The sequence below is a fragment of the Kribbella sp. NPDC055110 genome (assembly GCF_053607525.1).
In genome coordinates, this window is record NZ_JBSGTS010000003.1 from 303,690 (window position 1) to 327,803 (window position 24,114).

General features: G+C 68.4%; 29 protein-coding genes. 13 read left to right on the top strand and 16 right to left on the bottom strand.

Features of this window, described 5'->3' with window-relative positions; genetic code table 11:
• Window positions 1–26: 26 nt before the first annotated feature.
• The 3 genes from ACWF0M_RS07395 to ACWF0M_RS07405 are packed head-to-tail and all read right to left on the bottom strand — an operon-like array spanning window position 27 to window position 3,334.
• On the bottom strand, window positions 27–731 hold the full coding sequence (locus ACWF0M_RS07395) for a tyrosine-protein phosphatase (protein WP_452234765.1): 705 nt from the start codon (window positions 729–731) through the stop codon (window positions 27–29).
• Between the two features lie 5 nt (window positions 732–736).
• Window positions 737–1,375 carry a hypothetical protein gene (locus ACWF0M_RS07400; protein ID WP_452234766.1) on the bottom strand — a complete coding sequence of 213 codons (639 nt, stop codon included), beginning with the start codon at window positions 1,373–1,375 and terminating at the stop codon, window positions 737–739.
• Window positions 1,376–1,402: 27 nt separating this feature from the next.
• Window positions 1,403–3,334, bottom strand: a complete 1,932-nt coding sequence (locus ACWF0M_RS07405; RefSeq protein WP_452234767.1) for a right-handed parallel beta-helix repeat-containing protein — start codon at window positions 3,332–3,334, stop codon at window positions 1,403–1,405.
• Window positions 3,335–3,429: 95 nt separating this feature from the next.
• Between ACWF0M_RS07405 and ACWF0M_RS07410 the strand changes: the two genes are divergently transcribed.
• A complete protein-coding gene (locus ACWF0M_RS07410) occupies window positions 3,430–4,560 on the top strand; it encodes a substrate-binding domain-containing protein (RefSeq protein ID WP_452234768.1) in 1,131 nt (376 codons plus the stop codon).
• Here the strand turns inward: ACWF0M_RS07410 and ACWF0M_RS07415 are convergent.
• Together ACWF0M_RS07415 and ACWF0M_RS07420 are read right to left on the bottom strand one after the other, a co-directional pair.
• Complete coding sequence (locus tag ACWF0M_RS07415) at window positions 4,543–4,866, bottom strand: AzlD domain-containing protein (RefSeq protein ID WP_452234769.1); 324 nt, start codon at window positions 4,864–4,866, stop codon at window positions 4,543–4,545. The genes ACWF0M_RS07410 and ACWF0M_RS07415 overlap by 18 nt on opposite strands.
• A complete protein-coding gene (locus ACWF0M_RS07420; protein WP_452234770.1) occupies window positions 4,859–5,551 on the bottom strand; it encodes an AzlC family ABC transporter permease in 693 nt (230 codons plus the stop codon). Before ACWF0M_RS07420 ends, ACWF0M_RS07415 begins: the two co-directional genes overlap by 8 nt.
• 78 nt (window positions 5,552–5,629) lie before the next feature.
• Here ACWF0M_RS07420 and ACWF0M_RS07425 point away from each other — a divergent pair, with 78 nt between their 5' ends.
• The gene (locus ACWF0M_RS07425; protein WP_452234771.1) at window positions 5,630–6,184 is read left to right on the top strand and encodes a helix-turn-helix domain-containing protein; all 555 of its coding nucleotides are present in this window, start codon (window positions 5,630–5,632) and stop codon (window positions 6,182–6,184) included.
• A gap of 107 nt (window positions 6,185–6,291) precedes the next feature.
• Complete coding sequence (locus ACWF0M_RS07430; protein ID WP_452234772.1) at window positions 6,292–7,368, top strand: ricin-type beta-trefoil lectin domain protein; 1,077 nt, start codon at window positions 6,292–6,294, stop codon at window positions 7,366–7,368.
• Window positions 7,369–7,430: 62 nt separating this feature from the next.
• Here ACWF0M_RS07430 and ACWF0M_RS07435 read toward each other — a convergent pair whose 3' ends face one another.
• Window positions 7,431–8,261: an SAM-dependent methyltransferase gene (locus ACWF0M_RS07435; protein WP_452234773.1), complete on the bottom strand. Its 831-nt coding sequence runs from the start codon at window positions 8,259–8,261 to the stop codon at window positions 7,431–7,433.
• Between the two features lie 166 nt (window positions 8,262–8,427).
• Here ACWF0M_RS07435 and ACWF0M_RS07440 point away from each other — a divergent pair, with 166 nt between their 5' ends.
• A complete protein-coding gene (locus ACWF0M_RS07440; RefSeq protein WP_452234774.1) occupies window positions 8,428–9,306 on the top strand; it encodes a helix-turn-helix domain-containing protein in 879 nt (292 codons plus the stop codon).
• Here ACWF0M_RS07440 and ACWF0M_RS07445 read toward each other — a convergent pair.
• Complete coding sequence (locus ACWF0M_RS07445) at window positions 9,303–9,794, bottom strand: winged helix-turn-helix transcriptional regulator (protein WP_452234775.1); 492 nt, start codon at window positions 9,792–9,794, stop codon at window positions 9,303–9,305. The two genes, ACWF0M_RS07440 and ACWF0M_RS07445, sit on opposite strands and share 4 nt — an antisense overlap.
• Before the next feature lie 56 nt (window positions 9,795–9,850).
• Between ACWF0M_RS07445 and ACWF0M_RS07450 the strand changes: the two genes are divergently transcribed.
• A complete protein-coding gene (locus ACWF0M_RS07450) occupies window positions 9,851–10,408 on the top strand; it encodes a GNAT family N-acetyltransferase (RefSeq protein ID WP_452234776.1) in 558 nt (185 codons plus the stop codon).
• A 1,250-nt stretch (window positions 10,409–11,658) separates the two neighbouring features.
• On the opposite strand, the gene ACWF0M_RS07455 is transcribed toward ACWF0M_RS07450, so the two are convergent.
• Window positions 11,659–12,783 carry an epoxide hydrolase family protein gene (locus ACWF0M_RS07455; RefSeq protein ID WP_452234777.1) on the bottom strand — a complete coding sequence of 375 codons (1,125 nt, stop codon included), beginning with the start codon at window positions 12,781–12,783 and terminating at the stop codon, window positions 11,659–11,661.
• The gene (locus ACWF0M_RS07460) at window positions 12,773–13,120 is read right to left on the bottom strand and encodes a VOC family protein (protein ID WP_452234778.1); all 348 of its coding nucleotides are present in this window, start codon (window positions 13,118–13,120) and stop codon (window positions 12,773–12,775) included. Before ACWF0M_RS07460 ends, ACWF0M_RS07455 begins: the two co-directional genes overlap by 11 nt.
• A gap of 53 nt (window positions 13,121–13,173) precedes the next feature.
• On the opposite strand from ACWF0M_RS07460, the gene ACWF0M_RS07465 reads away from it, so the two are divergent.
• Window positions 13,174–13,956: an NAD(P)H-binding protein gene (locus ACWF0M_RS07465; protein ID WP_452234779.1), complete on the top strand. Its 783-nt coding sequence runs from the start codon at window positions 13,174–13,176 to the stop codon at window positions 13,954–13,956.
• Here the strand turns inward: ACWF0M_RS07465 and ACWF0M_RS07470 are convergent, their stop codons facing one another.
• Both ACWF0M_RS07470 and ACWF0M_RS07475 read right to left on the bottom strand, forming a co-directional pair.
• Entirely contained in the window at window positions 13,957–14,190 is a 234-nt protein-coding gene (locus tag ACWF0M_RS07470; RefSeq protein WP_452234780.1) for an FAD-dependent oxidoreductase, read from the bottom strand. It lies immediately after the preceding gene.
• Window positions 14,187–14,828, bottom strand: coding sequence for a TetR/AcrR family transcriptional regulator (locus ACWF0M_RS07475; protein ID WP_452234781.1), 642 nt, complete (start codon window positions 14,826–14,828; stop codon window positions 14,187–14,189). Before ACWF0M_RS07475 ends, ACWF0M_RS07470 begins: the two co-directional genes overlap by 4 nt.
• Window positions 14,829–15,005: 177 nt before the next feature.
• Between ACWF0M_RS07475 and ACWF0M_RS07480 the strand changes: the two genes are divergently transcribed.
• A complete protein-coding gene (locus tag ACWF0M_RS07480) occupies window positions 15,006–16,460 on the top strand; it encodes an MFS transporter (RefSeq protein ID WP_452234782.1) in 1,455 nt (484 codons plus the stop codon).
• Here the strand turns inward: ACWF0M_RS07480 and ACWF0M_RS07485 are convergent.
• Entirely contained in the window at window positions 16,457–17,026 is a 570-nt protein-coding gene (locus tag ACWF0M_RS07485) for a dienelactone hydrolase family protein (protein ID WP_452234857.1), read from the bottom strand. The two genes, ACWF0M_RS07480 and ACWF0M_RS07485, sit on opposite strands and share 4 nt — an antisense overlap.
• A 55-nt stretch (window positions 17,027–17,081) precedes the next feature.
• Between ACWF0M_RS07485 and ACWF0M_RS07490 the strand changes: the two genes are divergently transcribed.
• The gene (locus ACWF0M_RS07490) at window positions 17,082–17,663 is read left to right on the top strand and encodes an ArsR/SmtB family transcription factor (RefSeq protein WP_452234783.1); all 582 of its coding nucleotides are present in this window, start codon (window positions 17,082–17,084) and stop codon (window positions 17,661–17,663) included.
• Here ACWF0M_RS07490 and ACWF0M_RS07495 read toward each other — a convergent pair.
• Complete coding sequence (locus ACWF0M_RS07495; protein WP_452234784.1) at window positions 17,627–18,127, bottom strand: MarR family winged helix-turn-helix transcriptional regulator; 501 nt, start codon at window positions 18,125–18,127, stop codon at window positions 17,627–17,629. The two genes, ACWF0M_RS07490 and ACWF0M_RS07495, sit on opposite strands and share 37 nt — an antisense overlap.
• 58 nt (window positions 18,128–18,185) lie before the next feature.
• Here ACWF0M_RS07495 and ACWF0M_RS07500 point away from each other — a divergent pair, with 58 nt between their 5' ends.
• Genes ACWF0M_RS07500 through ACWF0M_RS07510 form a run of 3 tightly spaced genes read left to right on the top strand, consistent with a single transcriptional unit; the run spans window position 18,186 to window position 20,418 of the window.
• Window positions 18,186–19,073 carry a glutamate-cysteine ligase family protein gene (locus ACWF0M_RS07500; RefSeq protein ID WP_452234785.1) on the top strand — a complete coding sequence of 296 codons (888 nt, stop codon included), beginning with the start codon at window positions 18,186–18,188 and terminating at the stop codon, window positions 19,071–19,073.
• On the top strand, window positions 19,070–20,029 hold the full coding sequence (locus ACWF0M_RS07505; protein WP_452234786.1) for an ATP-grasp domain-containing protein: 960 nt from the start codon (window positions 19,070–19,072) through the stop codon (window positions 20,027–20,029). The genes ACWF0M_RS07500 and ACWF0M_RS07505 overlap by 4 nt, the downstream gene beginning before the upstream one ends.
• Window positions 20,026–20,418 (top strand): MAPEG family protein, encoded by a 393-nt coding sequence (locus ACWF0M_RS07510; protein WP_452234787.1) that lies wholly within the window; start codon window positions 20,026–20,028, stop codon window positions 20,416–20,418. The genes ACWF0M_RS07505 and ACWF0M_RS07510 overlap by 4 nt, the downstream gene beginning before the upstream one ends.
• On the opposite strand, the gene ACWF0M_RS07515 is transcribed toward ACWF0M_RS07510, so the two are convergent.
• The gene (locus tag ACWF0M_RS07515; protein WP_452234788.1) at window positions 20,396–20,782 is read right to left on the bottom strand and encodes a helix-turn-helix transcriptional regulator; all 387 of its coding nucleotides are present in this window, start codon (window positions 20,780–20,782) and stop codon (window positions 20,396–20,398) included. The genes ACWF0M_RS07510 and ACWF0M_RS07515 overlap by 23 nt on opposite strands.
• Before the next feature lie 58 nt (window positions 20,783–20,840).
• On the opposite strand from ACWF0M_RS07515, the gene ACWF0M_RS07520 reads away from it, so the two are divergent.
• Window positions 20,841–21,542, top strand: a complete 702-nt coding sequence (locus ACWF0M_RS07520) for a phytanoyl-CoA dioxygenase family protein (RefSeq protein WP_452234789.1) — start codon at window positions 20,841–20,843, stop codon at window positions 21,540–21,542.
• Here ACWF0M_RS07520 and ACWF0M_RS07525 read toward each other — a convergent pair.
• Complete coding sequence (locus tag ACWF0M_RS07525; RefSeq protein WP_452234790.1) at window positions 21,520–22,794, bottom strand: amidohydrolase family protein; 1,275 nt, start codon at window positions 22,792–22,794, stop codon at window positions 21,520–21,522. The genes ACWF0M_RS07520 and ACWF0M_RS07525 overlap by 23 nt on opposite strands.
• Before the next feature lie 128 nt (window positions 22,795–22,922).
• Here ACWF0M_RS07525 and ACWF0M_RS07530 point away from each other — a divergent pair, with 128 nt between their 5' ends.
• Window positions 22,923–23,822 (top strand): hypothetical protein, encoded by a 900-nt coding sequence (locus ACWF0M_RS07530; RefSeq protein ID WP_452234791.1) that lies wholly within the window; start codon window positions 22,923–22,925, stop codon window positions 23,820–23,822.
• Here the strand turns inward: ACWF0M_RS07530 and ACWF0M_RS07535 are convergent.
• Window positions 23,767–23,988 (bottom strand): hypothetical protein, encoded by a 222-nt coding sequence (locus ACWF0M_RS07535; RefSeq protein ID WP_452234792.1) that lies wholly within the window; start codon window positions 23,986–23,988, stop codon window positions 23,767–23,769. The two genes, ACWF0M_RS07530 and ACWF0M_RS07535, sit on opposite strands and share 56 nt — an antisense overlap.
• Window positions 23,989–24,114: the final 126 nt, after the last annotated feature.

A 24,114-nucleotide genomic window follows, 5' to 3' on the forward strand; every position in this document is an offset into this window, starting at 1 on the left:
AGTGCCCCGCAGTAGGCGTGGAACCATCAGACACCCACTAAGCGGCCTCTCAGCTTCTCCAGGTCCGCGTCGGTCAGACCACCGTGCCGCAGGTATGCCTCCGGTCCGCCGTACTTCTCGTCCAGATGCCGCAGGATCGCGACGATCGACGCGGCCCGGGTGTCCCGGAACTCGATCATCTCCGGGTGCTTCGCGACGTCCGGCTCCTCGGCGAGCTGCTCTTCGAGCCACTGCGCGAGCCGCGACTGCGTGAGGTAGTAGTCGGTGACGATCTCTTCCTCGGGTACGCCGGCCACGCTCAACGCCAGCGCGACGACCATGCCGGTGCGGTCCTTGCCGCCGTGGCAGTGCACGACCACCGCGCCGTCCGGCTCGTCCGCGATCGCCTTCACCGCGGCCGCGAACAACTCCGGCCGCTGGTCCAGCATCCACGTGCAGGCCGCGACGATCGTCGGCTGCCCGTGGTCCGGGTCCGCCGGATCCACCAGCGACTGCCGCACCGCCAACGGCGTACCGGTGAACGGCGTCGGCGCGATCGCGACCTCACCGTCGCCGCGCAGGTCCAGGATCCGGCTCACCCCGGACCGCCGTACGGCCTCGACGCCGTCCGCGTTCAGGTAGTGCAGACTGTCCGACCGGATCAGCACGCCCGCGCGCACCACCCGTCCGTCCGCGGTCGGCAGGCCGCCGACGTCGCGGACGTTGCGGCACCCGGGCCAGTCGAGATCCATCGCTTTCACCTGTCCTGTGGGCGGTCCGGGTTCGGGCCCGGGTTGTACGGCGGGGGCGCCGGGAAGGTGTGGTTCTGCTGCGGGTAGTTGCCAGGGGCACCTGGCGGGCCGGGGAACGTGTTCGTCGGGCGGTTGCGCCGGCGCTTCTTGACGACTCCGGCGACCAGGAATGCACTGCCGAGACCGCCGAAGATCAGCATCGAGAAGACGACGCCGAGGATCGACAGCACGAACGCGAAGACGGACGACTTCGGCCCGGCCGCGTACGTCGCGCTCGTCTCGTCGTCGGTGCACGAGATGCTGTAGTCCCCGGCCGGTACGGTCTGCGTCGACCGCGCGACGACGTACCAGCTCTCGCCATTGATCGTGATCGTCTCCGACCCGGTCGGCGGCTTGATCGGTACGTCGTTACCGTTCGAGTCCTGCACCTCGCACGGCGGGGTCAGCACCGGGATCGACGCATAGATCGTCAACCCGTCCTTCTTCAGGTGCACAACCCCGCCCTCGATCGACTGCGGCGTCCGCGGCGCCGTCAGGACGATCCGCCATACGAAGAACCCGACCACCAGCACGCCGACGACGAAACAGGCGATGGCGATCTTCGGCAGAATCGACTTCTCGGCCGGCGGCCCGGGCTGTGTCATACCCGCACGGTATCTGGTGCGGGTTCTCTATGAGGACTGGCGCGTGACGGTCAGGTCGTCGCAGTACCCGAACCCGGTGCCGGCCCGGGTGAAGCAGTAGATCGTCGCTGTCGTCGTACTCGGGCCGGTGGTGAAGGTGGCGCTGCCGCCGCGCCACGTCGTGTTGACGAAGGCCGGCGCGCGGACCTCCGACGTACCGTTGAAGGCCTTCGCGCCGATCACGATCTCCGTGTCGTACGCGGAGACCCGGCCCCAGCCGGACAGAACGTACGTCGTGTTGGGCTGCACCGCGACGACCTGCTCGGCGCTCGCCTGGGACGGCCCGAGTTTCAGGCTGTCCGCTCCACTGTGGACGGTGTCCGTGGCGATGAACGCGCGCCCGGACGTCACGCTCCAGCTGGCCGTCGTACCGGATTCGAAGCCGCCGTTCTGGACCAGGTTCGGTCCGGCGCAGGCCGCGTCGTCGAAGGTGGAGCGCTGATGGAATCCGATGTCCGGCCTGCACGCGGCCGGGACCGCAGCGCCGAAGTAGTCCTTGGGGCTCGAGCCCACCAGGTTCAGCCCGGTCCGCAGAGCCGGCGATCCGGCGCCCAGCTTGTACCCGTCGGGTGTCGAACTGCCCGGCGCGACGAGCAGCGGGTTCGCGATCGACTTGTAGGGATCGGCCGGCTCCGACGACGGATGGTTGCCGTAGTAGAGGTTTCCGCGGAACACGTAGTTCGCGACCTGGTCGTAGCCGCCGCTGCCGAGGTTGTAGATGACGTTGTTCGTCCACGTCGCCTTGGTGGAGCTGGACCCGTTGTCCTCGATGACCTTCGTCGACGATCCGCTGGGAAGGTAGAACGTGTTCCCGTAGATCTGCGCCGCGCTCTCGCCGGCGGCGTACAGGATGCGGGACTTGTCGTTGATCGATAGGTTGTAGCGCACGATGGTGCCGGAGGTGCTCCAGCCGCTCGAACAGCCGCAGAACAGGACGAATCCGCCCTCGTTGTCGTGGCTGAAGTTGTACTGGAAGATGACGCCCCGGTTCCCGCCGTCGGAGTCGAACGCCATACCGTCGTTGCAGCACGGGCGGCGCACCCGGTAGACCTCGTTGTACTGGATCACGGTCCGGTCGCTGTTGATGGTCCAGATGCCCGCGTTGTTACCTGCCGAGCGCATCCAGATGTCGTACGCCGTGTTGTGCTCGACGACCGCATCCGCGCCGATGCGCAGAACGATTCCGTCTCCCCCGATGTCGTGGATGACGTTGTTCCGGAAAACGATGTTCGTGTTCGCGGTCCACGCCGGGCCCGACGTACACGCGTAGATCGCGCGGCAGCCCCAGCTGGACGAGGTGGTGAGACCTTCGCGATCGACGTGGTAGATCTCGGAGTTCTCGACGGTGACGCCGTCGAAGTGCGTGGGCGTCGTCGTCCCACTCACCCGGAACTGGATGCCGTTGCTGTTCTTGGTGTCGCCGCCGTTGACGTCGTGCACGTACACGTTGCCGACGACGTAGTGCGTGCCGGTGCCGAAGTCGGCGAGCTCGACGAGGATGCCGTTCCGCTCGGCGACCGTGGCGCCTTGGTTGGTGACCTCGAGGCTGCGGATCTCCCAGTATTGGACGTTGTACAGGTGGATCGCGGCGTACACGGTTCCGCCGCCGGCGATGACGGGGCGCGCGCTGCCAGAGCCATAGGCGTCGACAGTGATCGGCGCGGCGACTGTTCCGGATCCCGACGGTTTCAGCTGACCAGCGCAGGTGACACCGCGGGCGAAGAGCACCTTGTCTCCGGCCGCGAACGCGTGCGCGTTGACCGTTGCGAGCGAGTTCCACGGCGAAGTTTGGGTACCGTTGCCGGCGGTCGTCGCCGAGCAGTCGACGTAGTACGTGGACCCCGCCGCGGACGCGTTGGTACTGGTGAGCGCCGAGGCGACGAGCAGCACCACGAACGCCAGCGCGATCTTCAGTCTCATGCTGAACACCTCCGTCGACAGGTGATCACGGCTCCTGACCGCGGCGCGCCGATTCGGACAAAAGACGACACGTCCTCACGTATCGTCCTGGGAGCATGAGGCAGCCTCTCGGGCCACGACTTCTTGGGTCACAGCGCAGAGAGTTTCTGGTGAAGTGGATCGAGCGCACGGGCTCGGTGTCCGCCCTCGAGGCAGCGACCGCCCTGGGAGCGAGCGTCCGGACAATCCAGCGGGACATCGAGGAACTGTCCACCCAAGGACGGCTCGCCCGCGTCCACGGCGGCGCGGTCGGCGTCGGGCGTCGTACCGCTGCGTCGGCGCACTTGCGACTGGGCATCCTCGTGCCGACTCGGGGCTATTGCTTCGACGCCGTCCTCGCGGGCGCAGAGCAGGCAGCGGCCGCCAGTGGCAGCACGCTGGTGGAAGCCGACTACGACTACACGGACGATCTCGCGGCGGCACGCTACGCGCGGATCAGCAGCCTGGATCTCGATGGACTGCTCGTCACCCCACACCTGCCGGCCGCCACCTGGGGTCAGCTGTGCCGTACCGACGTACCGGTTGTGCTGATCGAACGGCCGTGGGAGCTCGCATGGGTTCGCGACCTCGACCCGGCGACGTCCGTTGCCGCAGCCCGCTCGCCCGTGGACCATGTGTTCACCGACCACGAGGCCGGATCAGTACTCGGCCTCGATCACCTCGCGGCCCTCGGACACCGGACGATCCACTGCCTCATCCGCGACACCCCCACCGCGCCGGCATTACTCCGGACAGCATCGGCGTACGGCGCGACGATCGCTCCGGCCCGCGACGTGACGCTCGGGATCACCCGCCTGCAACGATCCTCGGACCAGAGAAGGGTGCTGACGAGCGCGCTCGAGCAGATCTTCCACAATCGGGAGCCGTCCGCGCTTTTCGTGCACACCGACGAGGACGCGGTCGCTGCCCGCGAGTTCCTCGAGGACCGCGACATCGACGTACCCGGGCAGGTGTCGATCCTCTCGTACGACGACGGGCTCCCGAGCAACCCCGCCGGCGGCCTGAGTGCCATCGCGCCGGATCGCGTCGCTCTCGGCAGACGCGCCGTCGAGATGATCATCGACCGCCTGTGCAGCCGAGGCCGCCACACCCACGACGCCCACCCACCCACCAAACTCGCCATCGTCCCGCGCCTACACCAGCGAGCAACCACAGCGCCCGCCGGCGGGTTACGGTACGCCGAGTAGGCGCAGGCCGGCTGCGGTTGCGGCGGCTGCCACCACGACCAGTACGAAGGGTGCCTTGCGCCAGGCGAGGATGCCTCCTACCAGTACGCCGGCCGGACGGGCGATCCCCGCGGGACCGTGGCCGTCCGTCAAGGCGGACGTGGCGACCAGCGCCGTCAACAGGACGATCGCGGCCACCGCGAGCAGCTGCTGCGCGCGCTCCGGCACCTCGAACCGGCTCCGCAGCGCAGGTCCCGCGAACCGCATCGAAAAGGTGCCCACGGCAAGCACACCGATCCCGACCAGCACCAGTGGAGTGTCAATCATTGTGCGCGACCTCCAACGCGGGCTTCTCGGTGCGATAGAACAGCAGGCCGACCAGCGCGAGCAGCACCGGTAGACCGGCCGGCAGGAAAGGCGTTGCGATCAAGGCGATCACGACACCGGCGAGCGCCGCCGTACGCGTCGATCGATCGCGAAGAGCGGGCAGCACCAGCGCCAGCAGCACCGCGGGGAACGCCGCGTCCAACCCGAAGACGTCGGTGTCGGTGATCACCGAGCCGGCCAGTCCACCAACCACGACCCCGATGTTCCAGCAGACGAAGATGCCGATCCCTCCGGCCCAGTACGCCGCCCGCCGCTGCTTCAGCTCGTCCTGCCCCATCGCGAACGCGACGTTCTCGTCGGTCATCAGGTGACTGCCCGGCCAGCGCCGCCAGCCGCTGCCGATCACGTCGCTGACCGCCAGCCCGAACGCGATATGCCGCGTGTTGATCAGCAGCCCCGCGATCATCGCCGCGATCGGGCTCCCGCCGGCCGCGACGATCCCGACGAACAGGAACTGCGACGCGCCCGCGAAGACCACGATCGACAGCAGGACCGGCACCCACAACGGCAGCCCGCCGCCGACGCTGATCGCGCCGTACGACAGCCCGACGACACCGTCGGCCAGGCAGACCAGGCCGATGTCGCGGGCGAGTCCCCGATCGAGTGTTCGCCATATCGAACGCATGGGCACTATAATGAACGCACACCGCCTGTTCGTCAATCCGAACAACCAGACCGCCATATCGAACATGGAGCGAACACGATGGAATCCCGCGCACCCCTCGACGTGATTGCGTCGTCCCTGCGCCGGCACCGGGCCCGGACCGGCCTGTCCCTGACCGAGGTCGCGAAACGCGCCGGGGTCGCCAAGTCCACGCTGTCCCAACTCGAGTCCGGTACCGGAAATCCGAGCGTCGAAACCCTGTGGGCACTCGCCGTCGCGCTCGACACCCCGTTCGCCGCGCTCCTCGACCCGCCGCGCCCGAAGATCCAGATCATCCGCGCCGGCGAAGGTCCCGCGATCTACTCCGACCAGGCCGACTACAGCGCCACGCTGGTCGCCTCCAGCCCGCCGAACGCGCGCCGCGACATCTACCGCATCGTCGTCTCTCCCGGCCCCGGCCGGAAGTCCGAGCCGCACATGCCCGGCGTCGTCGAACACGTCATCCTCGGCTCCGGCCGCGCCCTCGTCGGCCCGACCGACGAGCCGATCGAACTGCTGCCGGGCGACTACGTGGCCTACCCCGGCGACCTCCCGCACCTCTTCCAGGCGCTCGAAGAAGGCACGATGGCCACGCTCGTTTCCGAGCATGTGTAACGTTAACCGCTCACCTCTGGACATCTACGCGCAGCTCTGCGCATCATCGGTGCAGAGAGCTCTCTGATCGAAGTCCCGCCCCACTTCGCTTGGAGGTAGCACCCCCGATGAGACTCAAGTCCATACTGCTCTGCGCTCTTCTCGGCTTCGTCGCCGCGCTCGTCCCCGGCAGCGCGTCGGCTGTCGGCGTCACGCCCGGCACCTACGTCAACTACACGTTCGACACCGCGTCACTCACCCAGGCCGAGTTCAAGATGACGATCAACGCCTCCCCCGGCCGCGCGAACGTCTACTGGGCCAACCAGTTCGGCTTCACCGGCGGCGACGTCGGTGGGTACACCGGCATGCAGACGCACCGCGACGGCGGTGGCATGTTCCTGTACTCACTCTGGAACTCCACCGCCTGGAAGGCCGGAGACGCCGGCACCTACTGCATCAAGTTCCAGGAGGACGGCACCGGCGGCAGCTGCCGCCTCGACCAGGCCCCGACCGCCGGCCACACCTACGCGTTCGACGTCGCGAGCGAGGGCAGCGGCTGGTACGGCGTGACGGTCCGCGACCTCACCGCCGGTACATCGTTCAAACTCGGCAGCCTGCAAACCGGGTCCGGGAACACGATCAGTACGTCGGGAATGGTCAGCTGGACCGAGTACTTCGACTGGAACAACGACAACGCCACCTGCGACGACGAGCCGTACTCGAAGCTGACGATGAGCGCACCGACCAGCGGCAGCCTCACCGCGCACTTCACCGGGACGTCGGAGAGCAGCGGCTGCGCCGCGGACAGCCAGGTCACGCTGAACGGATCGACCGCCGTCCAGGAGAACGGCATCGGCAACTCGAACTCAGGCGACATCCGCGGCAGCGGCGGCTGCCTGGACGTCTCCGGCTCGGACGGTACGACGATCCTGCTGTACACCTGCACCGGCGGCAACAACCAGAACTGGGTGCACGCGGAGAACTCCACGTTCCACGCCCTGTTCAGCTGCCTCGACGCGAGCGCAACCCAAGCGGGCACCGTGATCCTCTACAGCTGCCACGGCGGCACGAACCAGCAGTGGACACTGCCCGGTGACGGAACGATCCGGACCGGCGGCCGCTGCCTCACCGCACCAGTTGCCCTGGGCAACGCCGTGACAGTTGCCACCTGCAACAACTCGGTGGCGCAGCGCTGGACGGTCTGACAACGGACGACGCCCGGGACCGCACACAGTGGGTCCCGGGCGTCGCGCCGTACGGTGGCTTGCTAGATCTTGCGGCCGACCGCGCCGACGATGCACTCCTCGACCTGGTTCAGCGGCTTGAGCCGCGGGCCGTCCGGCCACCAGTCGTCGCAGAGCACCAGGCCCGGGGCGACCAACTCCTGGCCGGGGAAGAACTCCATCAGTTCCGCGCGGGTGCGGAACCTGCCGCTGCCCATCGGGCTGTGGATGAACTTCTCCTCCATCTTCTGGGCGACCTCGGTGTGCTCCGGAGTCTCCGGGTCGAAGAAATGCGAGATCACCGTGTACGACCCGGGCACCACCGCGTCGACGTACTTCTGCATGATCTGCGCACCTTCGGTGCCGATGTAGTGGTGCAGCGTGCCGGCCTGCATCACGGCGATCGGCTGGCTGAAGTCGAGGAACGCACGCACCTCGGGATTGCTCAGCACCTCGTCCGGGTCGAAGATGTCGGCGCTGACGAACAGGGTGTTCTCGTTCTCCTCCAGCAGCGCGCGGCCGTGCGCGAGCACCACCGGGTCGTTGTCGATGTAGAGCACCTTGGCCTCGGGCTGGATCCGCTGCACGACCTGGTGCGTGTTCTCGGCGGTCGGCAGGCCGGACCCGCAGTCGAGGTACTGCGTGATGCCCGCCTGGCCGGCCAGGAACCGGCACGAGCGGATCAGGAAGTTCCGGTTCGACCAGGCCAGGTCCTGGGCCTGCGGCGCGGCGGCCTGGACCCCACGCAGTACCTCGCGGTCGACCTCGAAGTTGTCCTTGCCGCCCAAGAAGGCGTCGTACACCCGGGCGATGCTGGCCCGGCTGGTATCCACGCCGACCGGGATCGAACTGGGTGCCTTGGTGGCATCGACCATGAGTGGAACCTCGCAGAGAGTGATCGGGAGTTCTGTTGTTCCGACTCTACTGACCGTAGGGTGCTGTGAACACCGCGTAGAGGCGCGTCGGGGTGGACGAGGTGACGATCTGTTGTGAAATGATCAGCTGTTGGTACCGGGACAGCATCTGCTGGGAGGCGACAGGGTGACCGAGCCGGGCGCGTACGGCGGCCCGACCGCCCTGCGCATCATGCTTGGTGTACACCTGCGCCGGCTCCGTGAGGCCGCCGGGCTCACCCGGACCAACGCCGCCTGGGAGGTCCGCGGGTCCGAGTCGAAGATCAGCCGGCTCGAGCTCGGCCGTGTCGGGTTCAAGCTGCGCGATGTCGAAGACCTGCTGACGCTGTACAAGTTGGACGATCCGGACGAGCGCGAGCGCCTGCTCAGCATGGCACGCAACGCGAACGACCCCGGCTGGTGGCAAAGGTACGACGACCTGACGCCGCAGTGGTTCCATTCCTACCTCGGCCTGGAGATGGCGGCCGATCTGATCCGTACGTTCGAGCTGCAGTTCGTGCCGGGTCTGCTGCAGACGCGGGACTACGCCCGGTCCGTCGTACAACTCGGCCGGCAGGACCAGCCGTTGTCGCGGGCCGAGCAGGAACGCCTTGTCTCGTTGCGGATGAGCCGACAGGAAGTGTTGACGCGGCAACGACCCGCGCGGTTGTGGGCGGTGATCGACGAGGCAGTACTGCGACGTCCGATCGGCAGCCGCGAGATCCTCAAGGCGCAGCTGGAGTTCCTGATCGAGTCGGCGCGCCGGCACAACGTGACGCTGCAGATCATCCCGTTCGAGAAGGGCGGGTACACGGCGACCGGCGGCGCGTTCACGCTGCTCCGGTTCAACGACGCCGACCTTCCCGACATCGTCTACATCGAGCATCTGACCAGCGCCGTCTACCTCGACAAGCGCGAGGAACTCGACACGTACGTCGTCACCATGGACGCCGTCTCGATCACCGCGGCCCAGCCCCGCGAAACCGAATCCATCCTCCGCCAGGCCATCGCCGACCTCGACCTCTAACGAGGTTGCGCGCCCGGACCGGGGAGGAGGGCAACTTCACGAGGGGTTGGTTCGTGGCCGGCCTCGCACCGCATGACCACCGTGACGCGCTCCCCGCAATCACCGCGGTGGCGCGGCTCGATCGGCGGCCCGGAGTCCAGCGGCAGGTACTGATCGGCCCACTGGATCATTGCGACCAGCACCGGATACAAATCGAGCCCCGCCTGCGTCAACCGGTACTCCGAACGCTCACGCTGACCGGGCAACCGATACGGATGCCGGCGAATCAGACCGCGCTCGATCAGAGCGGCGAGCCGCTCGGTGAGAACCTGGCGCGGTACGCCGGCCCGCGCCCGGATGTCCTCGAACCGGCGCACGCCGACGAAAACCTCGCGCAGGACATGAAAAGTCCACTTGTCGCCGAGGATGTCCATCGTCCGGGAGATCGTGCAGTTCTCCGTGGACCAGCTCATCGCCTCCGGCACCTGTTCGCTCACTGCCGTACCCATGTGAACCATGATAAGTCCGCTTGACAGACTCAGCCAAGTGGAGCAAGGCTGAATCCGTGAACCAGACTCAGACGAGACCGCCACTCGTCCGCCGCGCCGGCGAACCCGACACGGACGAACTGGCGAGGATGCTGTCCGGGCTGACCGACCTCAGCCGCTACTTCCGGTTCCAGACCGCGATCGGTACGCCGCCACGCCAAGCCCTACTGCTCCGGATGCTGTGCCCCACCGGCACCGCCTTCGTCGCCACCCGCGACCACACGATCGTCGGCCACGCGATGTGGGCCTGGGCCCCCGGCGAATCGACCGCCGAACTCGCCGCCGTGATCGCCGAGGACGACCAGCGCCGCGGCCTCGGCATCCGCATGCTCTCCATCGCCGCCGCCGACGCGATCGCCTCCGGCGCAACCCACTTCCTGTTCGTAGTAAGCGCCGCCAACGAACGCACCATCCGAATGGTCCGCCGCCGCTGGCCCGACGCAACAGTAGAGCGCGACGGCGCCCTACTAACCTTCACAACCCCAGCCCGCCTACCAAACCCCCCAAACAACCAGCCCACGCACGACACCCCCCACAAACACCAACCCCTCAACAACGCAGTACCAGCCATCTAACGCTCCGCCAACCAAACACCACAACTCGCCACGACGCAGGTCGGCATACACCGCGCCCCAGCCCCTCCGACCAACCAGCCCCGGAACCACACGCGAACGGGTATCCAGCGCTCCGGTCAGATGCGTGGGGCGTCGGTAGCGCCATCCGGAGACTCACGACAGGCCGTCGAGACCTGGGACCCGACATTCCCTGCCTCCCCCCACCACCGCCTGTCCCCACCGCACCACCGCTCGCCCGACCGCACCACGGCTCGCCCGCACCGCACCACACCACCGCTGGCCCGCACCGCACGCACCGCACCGCCGCACCCCCACCGCACGCACCACACCACCGCTGGCCCGCACCCCACGCACCGCACCACCGCTGGCCCGCACCGCACCCACCGCACCGCACGCACCGCACCGCCGCACCCCCACCGCTCGCCCGCACCAACCGCACCCCCACCGCTCGCCCGCACCACCGCATGCACCGCACCGCCCGGTCCGTCCGACCGCCGGCCGAGCGAGCGAGCGCGGCGAGCGTCTCGCAGACGAGGGGATATCCGTCGGCGTTGTGGCTTCTCCGTTGGTATTAGACCGGATAACCCACAACACCAGGGGATATCCAGTCTTCTGTCGGACGGGTGGGTGGGTGGTGTGGTGCCGGCTGGCGGGTTATGTGGGCGATGGCGGGAAGCAGCAGGCCAGCGGCGACACAACCCGGCAGTGGAGACCCGCCGACGGGCCGCCATCGGGCTGGCATCGGGCCGGCATGAGGCTTGCAGCACCGGGTGGCCGGCGGGGATCGGGTTGGTGGCGGGACGGCCGCTTGCCGCGGGGTGGTGTGCACGCTCGACAGGTAGTGCACCGGCGAGACGGTGTACGCACGGGCACGTTCACGCTCAGGTGCACTACCCCACCACCCGACACCTCCTGTCGAGCGTGCACATCACACCAAGCCCGGCACCGCCCCGGGACCTGTCGACCACCCACGCATCAGACAGGAGAGCCGGATATCCCCTGGTGTTGTGGGTTCTCCCCTCTAACACCAACGGAGAACCCAGGCGCGCGGGGATATCCGTCCGCGTGACTACTCCGTGGCTCGCGCCCGGAGCCGGGGGCCGGGGGCCGGGCCGACGCAGGGTGCGGGGCCCGGGCCGGGGCGGGGGCGGGGGGCCGGGGCGGGTTGTTTCCCGGGATGGGCATCCCGGGATGGGTGGGTAATCCTCCCCAACCGCTCTGGGCGGTGGCGCGTCGCGTCGGCTGGTGGGCTAGCGGAGGGGGCGGAAGAAGGTTTGGATGTCGTTGGTGAGTAGGGCGGGGGTTTCTAGGGCGGCGAAGTGGCCGCCGTGGGGGAACTCTGACCAGTGGATGATGTGGTGTTGGCGTTCTAGTACGCGGCGGATCGCTGGATCGGTGGGGAAGACGGCTACGCCCGTCGGCACACCCGGCGTCACGTCGTCGACGGGCTGCCGAGATTCGTAGTACAGGTTGGCGGAGGTTGCGCTGGTGTTGGTGAACCAGTAGATCGAGACGTCCGTCAGCAGGTGATCGAGGTCGACGGCGTCCTCGGGTAGGTCGTGTTCCGGGTCGGTCCATTCCCAGAACTTCTCGAGGATCCACGCCAACTGCCCAACAGGTGAGTCGCTCAGCGCGAACGAGATCGTCTGCGGCCGAGTCCCCTGCAAGTCGGCGTACCCGGTGCCGACCGCGCGCAACCGCTCGGCCGCCGCGAGCCGCTCACGTTCGACCTCGTTCAACCGTTCGCGATCTCCTGGTTCGAGCGCCGGATACGCCAGTCCTCCATTGATATGCACGCCGACCACATGCGCCGGATCCACCTGTCCCACCAGAGGCGAGACGACCGATCCGGTATCGCCGCCTTGCGCCCCGTACCGCTCGTACCCGAGCCGCCGCATCAGCTCCGCCCACGCGCGAGCGATCCGCGCGTGGTCCCACCCGGACGTCAACGGCACCGAGAACCCGTGCCCCGGAACGGACGGTGCGACGACGTGGAACGCGTCGCGCGGATCGCCGCCGTACGCCGCCGGATCGGTGAGCGGCCCGAGCACCTCCAGGAACTCGGCCACCGACCCCGGCCACCCGTGCGTCAGCACCAGCGGCAACGCATCAGGCTCCGCCGATCGCACGTGCAGGAAGTGAATCGTCTGCCCGTCGATCTCGGTCGTGTACTGCGGATACTCGTTGAGCCGCGCCTCCCAAACCCGCCAGTCGTACGCCGCCCATCGCTCGACCACCCGCCGCAAGTACCGGACCGGCACCCCACGCTCCCACCCGTCCCCAGGTAGTTGCCGAGGCCAACGAACCCGCCCCAGCCGGACCCGCAGGTCCTCGAGCTCCGCGTCGGGCACCGCGATCCGGAACTCAGAGATCATGCGCCCGCTCGTGCAGCGGCTCGTACAGCCCGACCTCGCCGCCGCCCGGCAACCGGAACGCGGTCAGCACACCCCACCGCTGCCGCTCGACCGGTCGCACGAACTCGACACCGCGCGCCGACAGGTCTGCCATCGTCTGCTCGAGGTTGTCGCACATCAGCAGCAGTTCGTGTGAAGCGGTCTCGGCCGGGTGCATCGCGACCTCGGCGGGTGGCAGCTTGAAGATCAGCCACCCGTGGCCGGCGTCCACGGACCGGTACTCCAGCACGTCCCGGAAGAAGGCGCGGTCCGCGTCGGCGTCGGTGCTGTAGATGATCACATGCGCTCCGTTGATCATCTTCAGCACTGTAGCCGGGAATACCGACAGCGCTCGGTCCGGTTGCCGACAAAGTGATCCTCTTGACTGGCGCGACAGGCAACGTCGGCCGCGAACTGGCGGCACTGCTGCCGGAGGCGCGGGCCCTTGACCGCTCCTCGGGCGCCGACCTCACCAAGCCGCACACTCTGGACGAAGCACTGCACGGAGTCGAGGCGGTCTTCCTGGTGTGGCCGTTTCTCACCTCCGAGGGTGCGACCAATGCGCTGACCAAGATCGCGGAACACGCGCGGAGGGTCGTGTATCTGTCGTCGTCGGCAGTCCGGTTCGGGGCGGACACGGATCCGATCACGCGGCTGCATGCCGATCTGGAGACGGCCGTGCAGGCGTCGGGGCTGGAGTGGACGATCCTGCGCGCGGACACGTTCGCGTCCAACGCACTCGGTTGGGCGGGCCAACTCCGGGCCGGTGACGTCGTGCGCGGACCGGACAGCGCCGCCACCGCGGTGATCGATCCCGCGGACATCGCCGCGGTCGCTTCCGCCGTACTGCGTGATTCGCAGCCCGGCACCACCCACACGCTGACCGGTCCCGACGTACTGAGCCGGGCCGATCAGGTGCGGATTCTCGGCGACGTGCTCGGCCGCGAGCTGACGTTCGACGCGACCCCGTTCGACGACGCGCGAGCGCAGCTGCTCGCGGACGGTCGCCCGCCGGCGCTGGTCGAGGCGCTGATCGGCAGCGCCCGGGACCGCCCGGCCTCCGACCTCGTCACGACGACCGTCCAGGACCTCACCGGCCGACCCGCAAGCACCTTCCGCGCCTGGGCCGACCGGAACCTCGCCGCGTTCAGCTGATCAGTCCTCGACGACGAACTCGGCCGCGAGCGCCGAGAGCATCGTGTCCGGACGGAGCCTGGTCCGGTCCTCGTTCCAGTCTCCGCGGAGGAACTGCTTGGACAGCGGCGGCCGGTCGTACGGCGGATGCCATTCGGCGCCGACCACCGTGATCGGCTCTTGATATCCCTTACGCCGAAGGGCTTCCACGGTCGACAACCCGGCTGCCGAAGCACCGACGACCAGAACGCTCATGGAGTCACCGGAGCGGTCCAGAGACCGACGATGCCGTCGATCAGTCCGTCCGCCATCTCGTGCCAGGTCGCGCGCGCGGTCGGCGTCCCCTCGGCCAGCGCACGCTCGTACTCCGCACACATCTGCACGATCAGATGCCGAGCCATGTCGCCGCGTTCCATCCGTACCGGAATCGGCAGGTCGGCCAGGCACACGCTGAGTCCGTCCAGGATCTGCCGCAGGGTCGGCGAGCTGAGCGATTCCTCGATCTGCACCTCGCGCAGCGCCGGATCGTTCATCAGTTGGGCGTTGAACCGGGCCAGCCAGCTCGGGTTGCCGAGGCCGGCCATATGGTCGGTCGCCGGCCGCACCAGGCAGGTCACCCAGTCGCGGACCTCGATGCTGCCCTCGACCTCGACGACGAGTTCCTTGCGCCGCTCCTCGATCGGCCCGGCGTGCTTGTGCACGATCGCCCGGACCAGATCGGTCTTGGTACCGAAGTGGTACCCGACCGCGGTGTTGTTGCCCTGCCCGGCCGCCTCGCTGATCTGCCGGTTCGACACCTCGTGCACACCACGCTCGGCGAACATCCGCTCGGCCGTGCTCAGGATCAGCTCGCGGGTCGCATTCACCCGAACCGCCCGCACATCTTTCGCCATCATCATCACCACGTCACCAGTACTTCCCGAAGCCCGAGCTGCTCACTATCGGTCACAAGTCATCACCTCCGCGCGGTTTCTGTGTCCAGCTTCCCTCGCCGGCTTGTTTAAGTCAACTGCCTGACTTAGTCTATTGGTTGCAGAAACCAACTATCTATCTCGGCCAGGAGGCTGCTGATGTCCGCTGCACCATCTGTGCGTACCGGGACCGTCGTCCCCGTACTCGCCTCGGCCGGTATCACGGTCGCGCTGATGCAGACCCTGGTGATCCCGCTGGTCCCCGAGCTGCCGCGACTGCTGCACGCGTCGGCGGCCGGCACCGCCTGGGCGATCACCGCCACGCTGCTCGCCGCCGCGGTCGCGACCCCGATCATGGGCCGCCTCGGTGACATGTACGGCAAGCGCCGGATGCTGCTGATCAGCATCGGCATGCTGATCGCGGGCTCGGTCGTCGCCGCGCTCAGCAGCTCGCTCGTGCCGATGATCGCCGGCCGCGCGCTGCAGGGCCTGGCCGCCGGCGTGATCCCGCTCGGCATCAGCATCATGCGCGACGAACTGCCGGCCGAGAAGCTCGGTTCGGCGACCGCGCAGATGAGCGCCTCGCTCGGCGTCGGCGGCGCGCTCGGCCTGCCCGCGGCCGCGCTGCTCGCGGAGAACTTCAACTGGCACACGCTGTTCTGGCTGTCCGCCGCCCTCGGCGCGGTCGTCTTCGTGCTGGTACTGCATTTCGTCCCGGAGTCGGCTGTGCGCTCCGGGGGCCGCTTCGACGTACCCGGTGGTCTGGGACTGTCGATCGGGCTGATTTCGTTGCTGCTGGCAATCTCTCAGGGCGCCGACTGGGGCTGGACCGGCGGGCGGACGCTCGGCCTGTTCGCGCTCGCGGTGGTCGCGTTGCTCACATGGGGCTGGTGGGAGCGTCGTACCAGCGAGCCGCTCGTCGACCTACGTACGACCGCGCGCCCGCAGGTGCTGCTGACCAACCTGGCGTCGATGGTGTTCGGTTTCGCGATGTTCGCGATGTCGCTGGTGCTGCCGCAGCTGCTGCAGATGCCCAAGGCAACTGGTTTCGGGCTCGGCCAGTCGATGCTCGCATCCGGCCTGGTAATGGGCCCGTCGGGTCTGATCATGCTCGTCGCCGCACCGTTCTCGGCGAAGATCTCGAAGACCCGCGGCCCGAAGGTGACGCTGATGCTCGGCGCCCTCGTGGTCGCGGCCGGGTACGGCGTGGGCAGTGTGCTGATGAGCTCGGTCTGGCAGCTCGTGCTGGTGTCGCTGCTGATCGGCGCGGGCATCGGCCTGGCGTACGGCGCGATGCCCGCGCTGATCATGAGCGCCGTACCGGTGTCGGAGACGGCCGCCGCGAACAGCTTCAACACCCTCATGCGATCGATCGGTACGTCGGTGTCCAGCGCGGTCGCCGGTGTGCTCCTCGCGAACCTCACGATCAGCCTTGGCGGCTACACCCTGCCCTCGCAGAGTGGCTTCCGGGTCGTCCTACTGATCGGCGCCGGCGCCGCCCTCACCGCACTGGCGATCGCCTCCTTCATCCCCACCCGCCTGAGCCGCCCGAAGAACCTTACGTCCGAAGAACCGGCGAGACATCTCACCAGTTCTTCGGACGTAACGGGTTAGAGGAAGGCGAGGGTGCGCTCGAGGAGGAGCTTGGCGGCAGCCTCGTCGTACCCGGGCAGGGAGGAGTCGGCGAACAGGTGCTCCTTGCCGGGGTAGAGGAACAGTTCAGCTTTGTCGGTGGCGGCGACCAGGGCGCGGGCAGCGTCCAGGTCGCCGCCTTCCTCGGTGAAGAACGGGTCCTCGTCCATGCCGTGCACCTGCACCGGTACGCCGTCCGGCCAGGTGCCGAACTCCTCGACCGGGAGGCACGAGTAGTAGAAGAGCGCTCCGGCGGCACCGGGGCGAGTCTGCGCCAGCTGCTGCGCGGGCACCACACCGAGCGAGAATCCGGCGTACACCACGTTTTCGGGCAGGCTCTGCGCTGCCTGGACGCCGCGCTCCGCGATCACACCGAAGCCGGTCGCCCGCGCGTAGTCCATCCCCTCGTCAAGCGTCGCGTAGGTGTTTCCCTCGTAGAGATCCGGCGTGTGGACGGTGTGGCCCGCCTGCCGGAGCTCCTCGGCGAACGCCTTCACCCCCTCGGTCAGCCCCTGCGAGTGGTGGTACAGCACGACCTCGGCCATCATCAGCTCCAATGATCCAAATATCCCGAACAATCCACGATGCTAGTCTATTCGAACCATGCCAATCAACAGCTCGGTACCTAACTACGAGCTCGCGGACACCGTCGAGCTGACTAGCGCGGAGCAGGTGCGGGCGATCAGCGATCCGCTCCGGACGACGATTCTCGGGCTGCTGCACGAGCGGGCCGCGACTGTGACGGAGCTGGCCACGGCGGTCGGGCGGCCGAAGAGCACGGTCGCGCACCACGTGAAGGTGCTCGCCGATGCCGGCATCCTGCAGGTGGTCCGGACGCGGCGAGTGCGGGCGATCGAGGAGCGGTTCTACGGACGCGCCGCGCGGATGTTCTTCGTCGGACTCGGCCGGCAGGGCACCGACGGGCAACTGCCGCACGACTTCAACGACTTCGAGGTCGCGGCCGAGGAGTCGAAGCCGGCGTACGACGCGGGTGAGATGCGCTCGTTCATCCGGCACGCCCGCATTCCCGAGGAGCGTGCCGGGGAGTTCTGGCAGCAGGTGGACGCGTTGATCCACACGTTCGACCAGCTCCCCCGCGCCGGCGACACGACGTACGGCTTCACGGTCGGTCTCTACCCGATCGGCGACTACCCGACGCTGCCACCGGCCGAAGACGAGACCTGATCCTCTTCGGCCGCGAACCGGTCGAGTACGTCGATCAGTCGGTCGAGCACGTCCCGCGCGACGGCGTACTCCTGCTCGCCGAATTCCTCCGCGAACCGCTGCTCCAGGTCGATCAGATACCGGAATCCGTCACCCGCCACCGACAGGCCGTGCTCGGAGTAGTCGACCACCTTCGCCCGGCGGTCGTTCGGGTCGGCCTGCATCTCCAGCAGGTCGAGGTCGACCATGTCCCGGATCACCTCGCCCATCGACTGCCTGGTGATCCCGGCCCGGGCGGCCATGTCCGCGGCCCGCGCGCCACCAGCGTGCAAGGTGCCGAAGACCGAGTTGTGGGCCATCTTCACCTCGGTGTGCCCGTCGGCGTGGGCCCGGCGGACCATGTCCGTCTGCAGCGCGCGGTTGGCTCGGTCGACCAGTGCGATCAGCGGCTTGCGATCGGGCCGCGGCACCTCAGGCCTTGACATGTCGTAAGGATACCTTCCAATATATGACAGGAATCCTTACAGTATCAGGGAGGGCCCGATGAAGGCCAGGGAGCTGTACCCGGTAGTGGCCGGTCTGTTCGCGCGGGGGCGCCGGCGGACGGTCCGGGTCGCGATCGAGCAGGAGTACGTCGTCGCCGCGGCCGATGGCGGCGTGGTGCCGATCGAGGAGGTGCGGCGGGCGGCGGAGGGGTCGCTCGCGGCGCCGTACGTCAGCTTCGAGCCCGGCGGCCAACTCGAACTGAGCCTGCCGCCGTCGCTCGACCCGATCGGCGACCTGCGTTGGCTGACTGCCGACCTCCGGCGCCGGCTGGACGGAGTCACGCTGCAGGCGATCCCGGTCGACCCGCGACGGGACGTGCCGCTGCAGCTGACCTCGGCGCGGTACGTCGCGATGCAGCGCCACTTCGACCGCATCGGCCCGGCCGGTCGGCGGATGATGCGCCGTACCGCTTCCACGCAGATCTGTCTCGACTGGTGGCCGGGGCGGGCGGGGATCGAGCAGTGGCGGGTGCTCAACCTCGCCGGGCCGTTCCTCGCCGCGCGCTTCAATCGCAGCGATCGGCTGGCGACCTGGTTGGCGGTCGACCCGGCGCGCACTGCCTTCGACGACAGCCTGCTGCGCGACGAGGACCCGGTCGCGTCGTACGCCGCCTTCGCCGCAGCCGCCACGGTCTTCGTCGACGGGCCGATCGGGCACGTGAGCACGTTGTTCCCGCCGGTCCGCCCGCGCGGGACGTACCTCGAGGTGCGCTTCCTCGACGCCGACGAACCGGACGCGGTCGAGCGCGCGGTCGCCGTACTCAGGCAGCTCGTGTACGACGACGTACGCCGACGCGACGTGCTGCGGGCGCTCGAAGGATCTGGTTCCGCAGACCTGTGGCGCGCGGCGGCAGCCGGCGTACTGGATGAGGAGTTGGCGGCATGAGCGGCGCGTTGTTCGTGACTGATCCGTTGGTCGGACTGCAGGGCGATATCGACGCGAGCGTCGGGTTGATGAGTGCGACGCAGGACCTCGGACTCGACGTCTGGTGTTGCGGTCCGGAGGAGCTCGCGGTCGTCGACGGCCGGGTGTGCGCCCGGGCGCGGCGGATCCGGCTGCGGCCGCGAGTCGCCGGTGGCGATCATCGGTGGATCGTCGACTCGACATGGTGGGACGAGCTCGGTACCGCGGTCGTCGACGTCGCGTCGCTCGACGTGGTCCACCTGCGGATCGATCCGCCCGTCGACGCGCGGTACCTGCACACGACGTACCTGCTCGATCTCGTCGAACAGGCCGGCACGCGGGTGATCAACCGGCCGGAGGGCATTCGCGCGATGCACGAGAAGCTCGTCGCGCTGCAGTTCCCCGAGTTGTGCCCGCCGACGTACGTCGGGGCTGATCCGCAGGCCCTGCGGTCGTTCGTGCGGCGCGTCGGCGCCGCGGTCGTGAAGCCGGTCGACGGGTTCGCGGGGATCGGCGTCTGGCTCGTGCGGGACGACCGGAGCGCGATCGCGTTGCTGGAGTCGGCCACGCACGGCGGGCGCCGGCACGTGATCGCCCAGCAGTTCCTGCCAACGGTTGCGCAGGGCAACAAGCGGCTGTTCCTGCTGGACGGCGAGATCGTCGGCGCGGTCCTTCGGCGCCCGGCCGTCGACGACTTCCGGATCGGGCCGCCGGTCGCACCGGCCGAGATCGACGACCAGGATCGCGCGATCGTCGACGTACTCGGGCCGGTGCTGCGCAAGCACGGCCTGGTCGTCGCCGGTCTCGACGTGATCGACGGCCGGCTGATCGAGGTCAACGTCACCTGCCCCGGCGGCATGCACAAGACCGACGCCCTGCTCGGGACCCACCTCAGCCACACCATCGTCAGCAGTCTGTTCAAAGGAGCATTGGTATGAGCACCATCACCGTTGTCTGCATCGCCCTGCTGGGCATCCTGTTGTTCGTGCTCGGCGCCAACGTCACGCGGAACCGCGCGCTCCGTGCCGGCGGCAACCAGCTGCCGACCGATCCGACCGACCGGCTGTTGATCGCGGTTCGCGCGCACGGCAACGCGGCCGAGTACATCCCGACGATGATCGTGCTGCTGCTGGTCTGCTCGGCGCTGTCCGACAGCTGGCTGGTCGACGTACTCGCCGTCGCGGCCGTCTTCGTCCGGTTCACGCACGCGATCGGCATGCTGCGGTCCCCTTCGCTCGCGACGCACGGTCCGCTCCGCGATGTCGGTGCCATGGGCACCTATCTGGTCGGCATCGCGCTCGGTGTCACCGCGATCGTGACGATCTGACGGATGTCGGCGTGCTGCCGGTCAGCTGACGGAACACCCGCGCGAAGTGCTGGCTGGAGCTGAAGCCGAGGCTCATCGCGAGCGCGGTGATGGTCACGTCGCTGGATTCGAGGAGTTGGCGGGCGCGGTCGATCCGGCGTTCGTTGAGGTAGCGGTGCGGTGGCTGGCCGAGCTCGCCGGCGAACAGTTCGGCCAGGTACGCCGGTGCAAGCCCGACGCGATCCGCCAACTCCGTCAGGGTCCAGCGCTCGTGAAACTCCTGGTCCAGCAGGCGTTTCACCGTCCGTACGGCGGGATGCATCGCGAGCTGCGGCACGGCGGCCGGCGCCAGCGACCGGGAGACCGCGAGCACCAGATGGTCCACCGCGAGCGCCAGCCCCGTCTCGGCGTAGCGGTTCTACGCGGACGATCACGATCGGGCGTTGCCCGACATACCGGCGACGCGTGGGTGGCGGCCGGCGGACGGCGACGTACTGCGGAAGAACGACTACTCGTCGCTTCGGGTGGACGAACTGGCCGCGCTGGTCCGGCATCCGGCGATCGCCGCGACAGCCGCTGCACTGTCCGGTGCCGACGGGATCCGGTTGTGGCACGACCAACTGCTGTTCAAACCGCCCAGCGATTCGGCGCAGCGTGGATCGGCGCAGGTTGGGTGGCACACGGACCGGCAGTACTGGCAGTCGTGTACGTCGGACGAGATGCTGACCGCCTGGGTCGGATTCCACGACGTCGACGAGGTGAACGGCGCGGTGGGGTTCATGCCCGGCAGCCATCGGTGGTCCGTGACCGGGCTGGATTTCTTCTCGCAGGACGTGGCGGGACTGGAGGCGTCGATCGTCGCGCAGGGGTTCGACCCGACTCCCGTCGTACCGCGGATGCGGCGTGGACAGGTCAGCTTCCATCACTGCCGGACCGTGCACGGCAGCTCGGCCAACCTCTCGAATGCGCCCCGCCGGTCGCTCGCGATCCATCTGCAGCCACTCGACAACCGCTGGCGCCCCGGGCCTGCCCACTCGAACGACATCCTCGTCCGCCACAACCCCGACCCCGACTACACCGACCCGGCGATCCAGCCCCAACTCTGGCCGGCTCGCGAAATCCTCAGCGAGACGACATGTCCTTGACGAGGGCGCCCTGTTTCATGATCGCCGCGAAGGCGGTCTCCGGGGTGGCCAGCAACTGGATGTCGTCCAGTGGATTGCCGTTCACGAGGACGAGGTCGGCGAGTGCTCCTTCCTCGACGACCCCGAGAACACCCTGGTACGGACTCCGGGCCGCGGACAGCGCCAACAGTTCGGCGTTAGTGACGGTCGCCATGGTCAGCACCTCGGCCGGCGTGAACCAGCGCGTCATCTTGGCGAGTTGCTTGCCCTGCTTGGCTGCGAGCGCCGGATCGAACAGGGTGTCGGTCCCCCAGGCCAGCCGGACGTCGTGCTTCTTCGCCAGCTCGTACGCCGTTTCCGTCCCGGTCACCATCTGCTCGAACTTCGTCCGGCTCCCCGGCGGGACGGGAGGTGCGTCCTCGTCGTCCAGGAAGGGCTGCAACGACCACCAGACGTCGTTCTCGGCCATCAGTTCGACGGTCTCGTCGTCGAGCAGCTGACCGTGTTCGATGCACTTGACCCCGGCCCGGATCGCCTGCTGGACCGCGCGCGGCGTGTAGGCGTGCACCATCACGTAGGTTCCCCAGTTCTCCGCGGCCTCGACCGCCGCGCGGAGCTCGGCCTCGGTGTACTGCGTGACGTCCAAGGGGTCGTACGACGACGCGACGCCGCCGCCCGCCATGAGTTTGAGCTGCGAGGCACCGAGCATGAGCTGCTCGCGCGCGGCCTCGAACACCGCGCTGACACCGTCGGCGATGCGGACGGCACCGACCAGCTCGGCATGGCTCAGGTAGCCGGTCCGGCCACGTGGAACCTCGTGCCGGGCCCGGAAGTCACCGTGCCCACCGGTCTGCGAGATCATCGCCCCGGACGGGTAGATCCGCGGCCCCGGCACCAGGCCGTCGTCGATCGCCTGCTTGAGCCCGAACGACGGGCCGCCGGCGTCCCGGACCGACGTGAAGCCGCGCAGCAACGTGTCGCGCGCCGCGGCCGCGGCGACGATGTGCAGGAACCCGACATCGCCCGTCAGCGCGGTCATCAGCGGCACCGCGGCGAAGATCGCGTGCCAATGGGCATCGATCAGTCCCGGGATCAGCGTCCGCCCTTCGCCGGGTACGACGTACGCACCGGCAGGGATCTCGGCCGTCGGCGAGATCGTGTCGATGACTCCGTCCCGGACCACCACCTGCATCGGGTCCCCGACACGACCGCGACGTACGTCCAGCACGCGCACCTGATGAAAGACGGTCGGCTGTCCCTGATCCGAAGTCACGGTGGCACCTCTCGCAATGGATTCCCTTCTCGAGAGTAGGACCGTCCTGGTCGGCTCTGCTCACCCGATCTGGAGGAGGAAACCGCGACTCCGGGCGGTCACGCTCCTGGTGAGGCCGGAGGCAGTCCATGGAGGACACGCGCAAGGTCAGGACAGTGGTGGCGGTCGTCCTGCTGATCGCCGGGTGCGTGCTGGCACCGGTGGCGGTCACGGGTGCGTGGGCGCGCACGCAGGTGACGAACACCGATCGGTACGTCGAGAACGTCGTACCGCTGGCCGCCGACGTCGGCGTACGAAACACGATCGCCGACCGGATCACGGACCTGATCCTCCGCAACCTGCCGGAGCGCATCGCGAACGGTGCCCACGGGGTCGTCCGGGGCCAGGTGGGTCAACTGGTCGAGAGCGAGACGTTCCGGACGCTGTGGCGCGGCGCCAACCGAGCGGCGCACGACCAACTGGTCGGCGCGCTGAGTGGTCGGGACGGACCTGTCGGCGTCAACGGCGACACTGTGAGCATCGACCTCGGTCCGTTCGTCGCGGCGGCCAGAGAACGCCTTGTCGCGGCGGGATTCAGTGCCGCGGAACGGATCCCCGATGTCCATCAGAGCTTCGACCTGTTCTCCTCGCCGGACCTGTATCGGGCCCAGCGCGGCTACCGCCTGCTGGACCGATTCGGCACGGTGCTGCCGTTCGTCGCCGGCGGGTTGCTGGTCCTCGGACTCTGCGTCGCCGTCGATCGTCGCCGTGCACTGCTGGGCACAGGACTCGGCGTGGCCGTCTCGATGGTCGTGCTGGGCATCGTCGTGGCGATCGGCCGGCAGCACTATCTCGACCGGCTGCCGGCCGAGCTCAGCCCGGCGACCGGCGCCGCCGCGTTCGACATCCTGACCCGATCCCTCCGGACGGCACTCCTGGTGGTTTTCGTGATCGGCGTGATCGCGACCGGAGCGGCTGTGGTCGCGGGACTCGTCACCCGGCGTCGATCGGCTCGAAGGGCGGGATCTGCAGGACTTCCAGGATGTTGACTCCGAGCATGTCGAGGTGGTTCAGGATGCCGGCCAGCGCTGCCTGATCGGCGAGGTATCCGTGCAGCACGGTCTGCACCGGCTCTGGATCTACCGCCAGTGCGGGAAACGCCTCGGTCAGCTCGTCCGACAACGTGCCCTGCACCCGGATCACGTAGTGGCCCATGGCAACGCCCCCTTTCCCGGCGCCACTCACTGTGCCGCGGCAGCGGTGGCAGGGCATCACCCTTCCCGGGCGATGGGTGGTCCGGACCACATCGGCTCCCCCGGATCGTGGGATGCCGGCACGCCG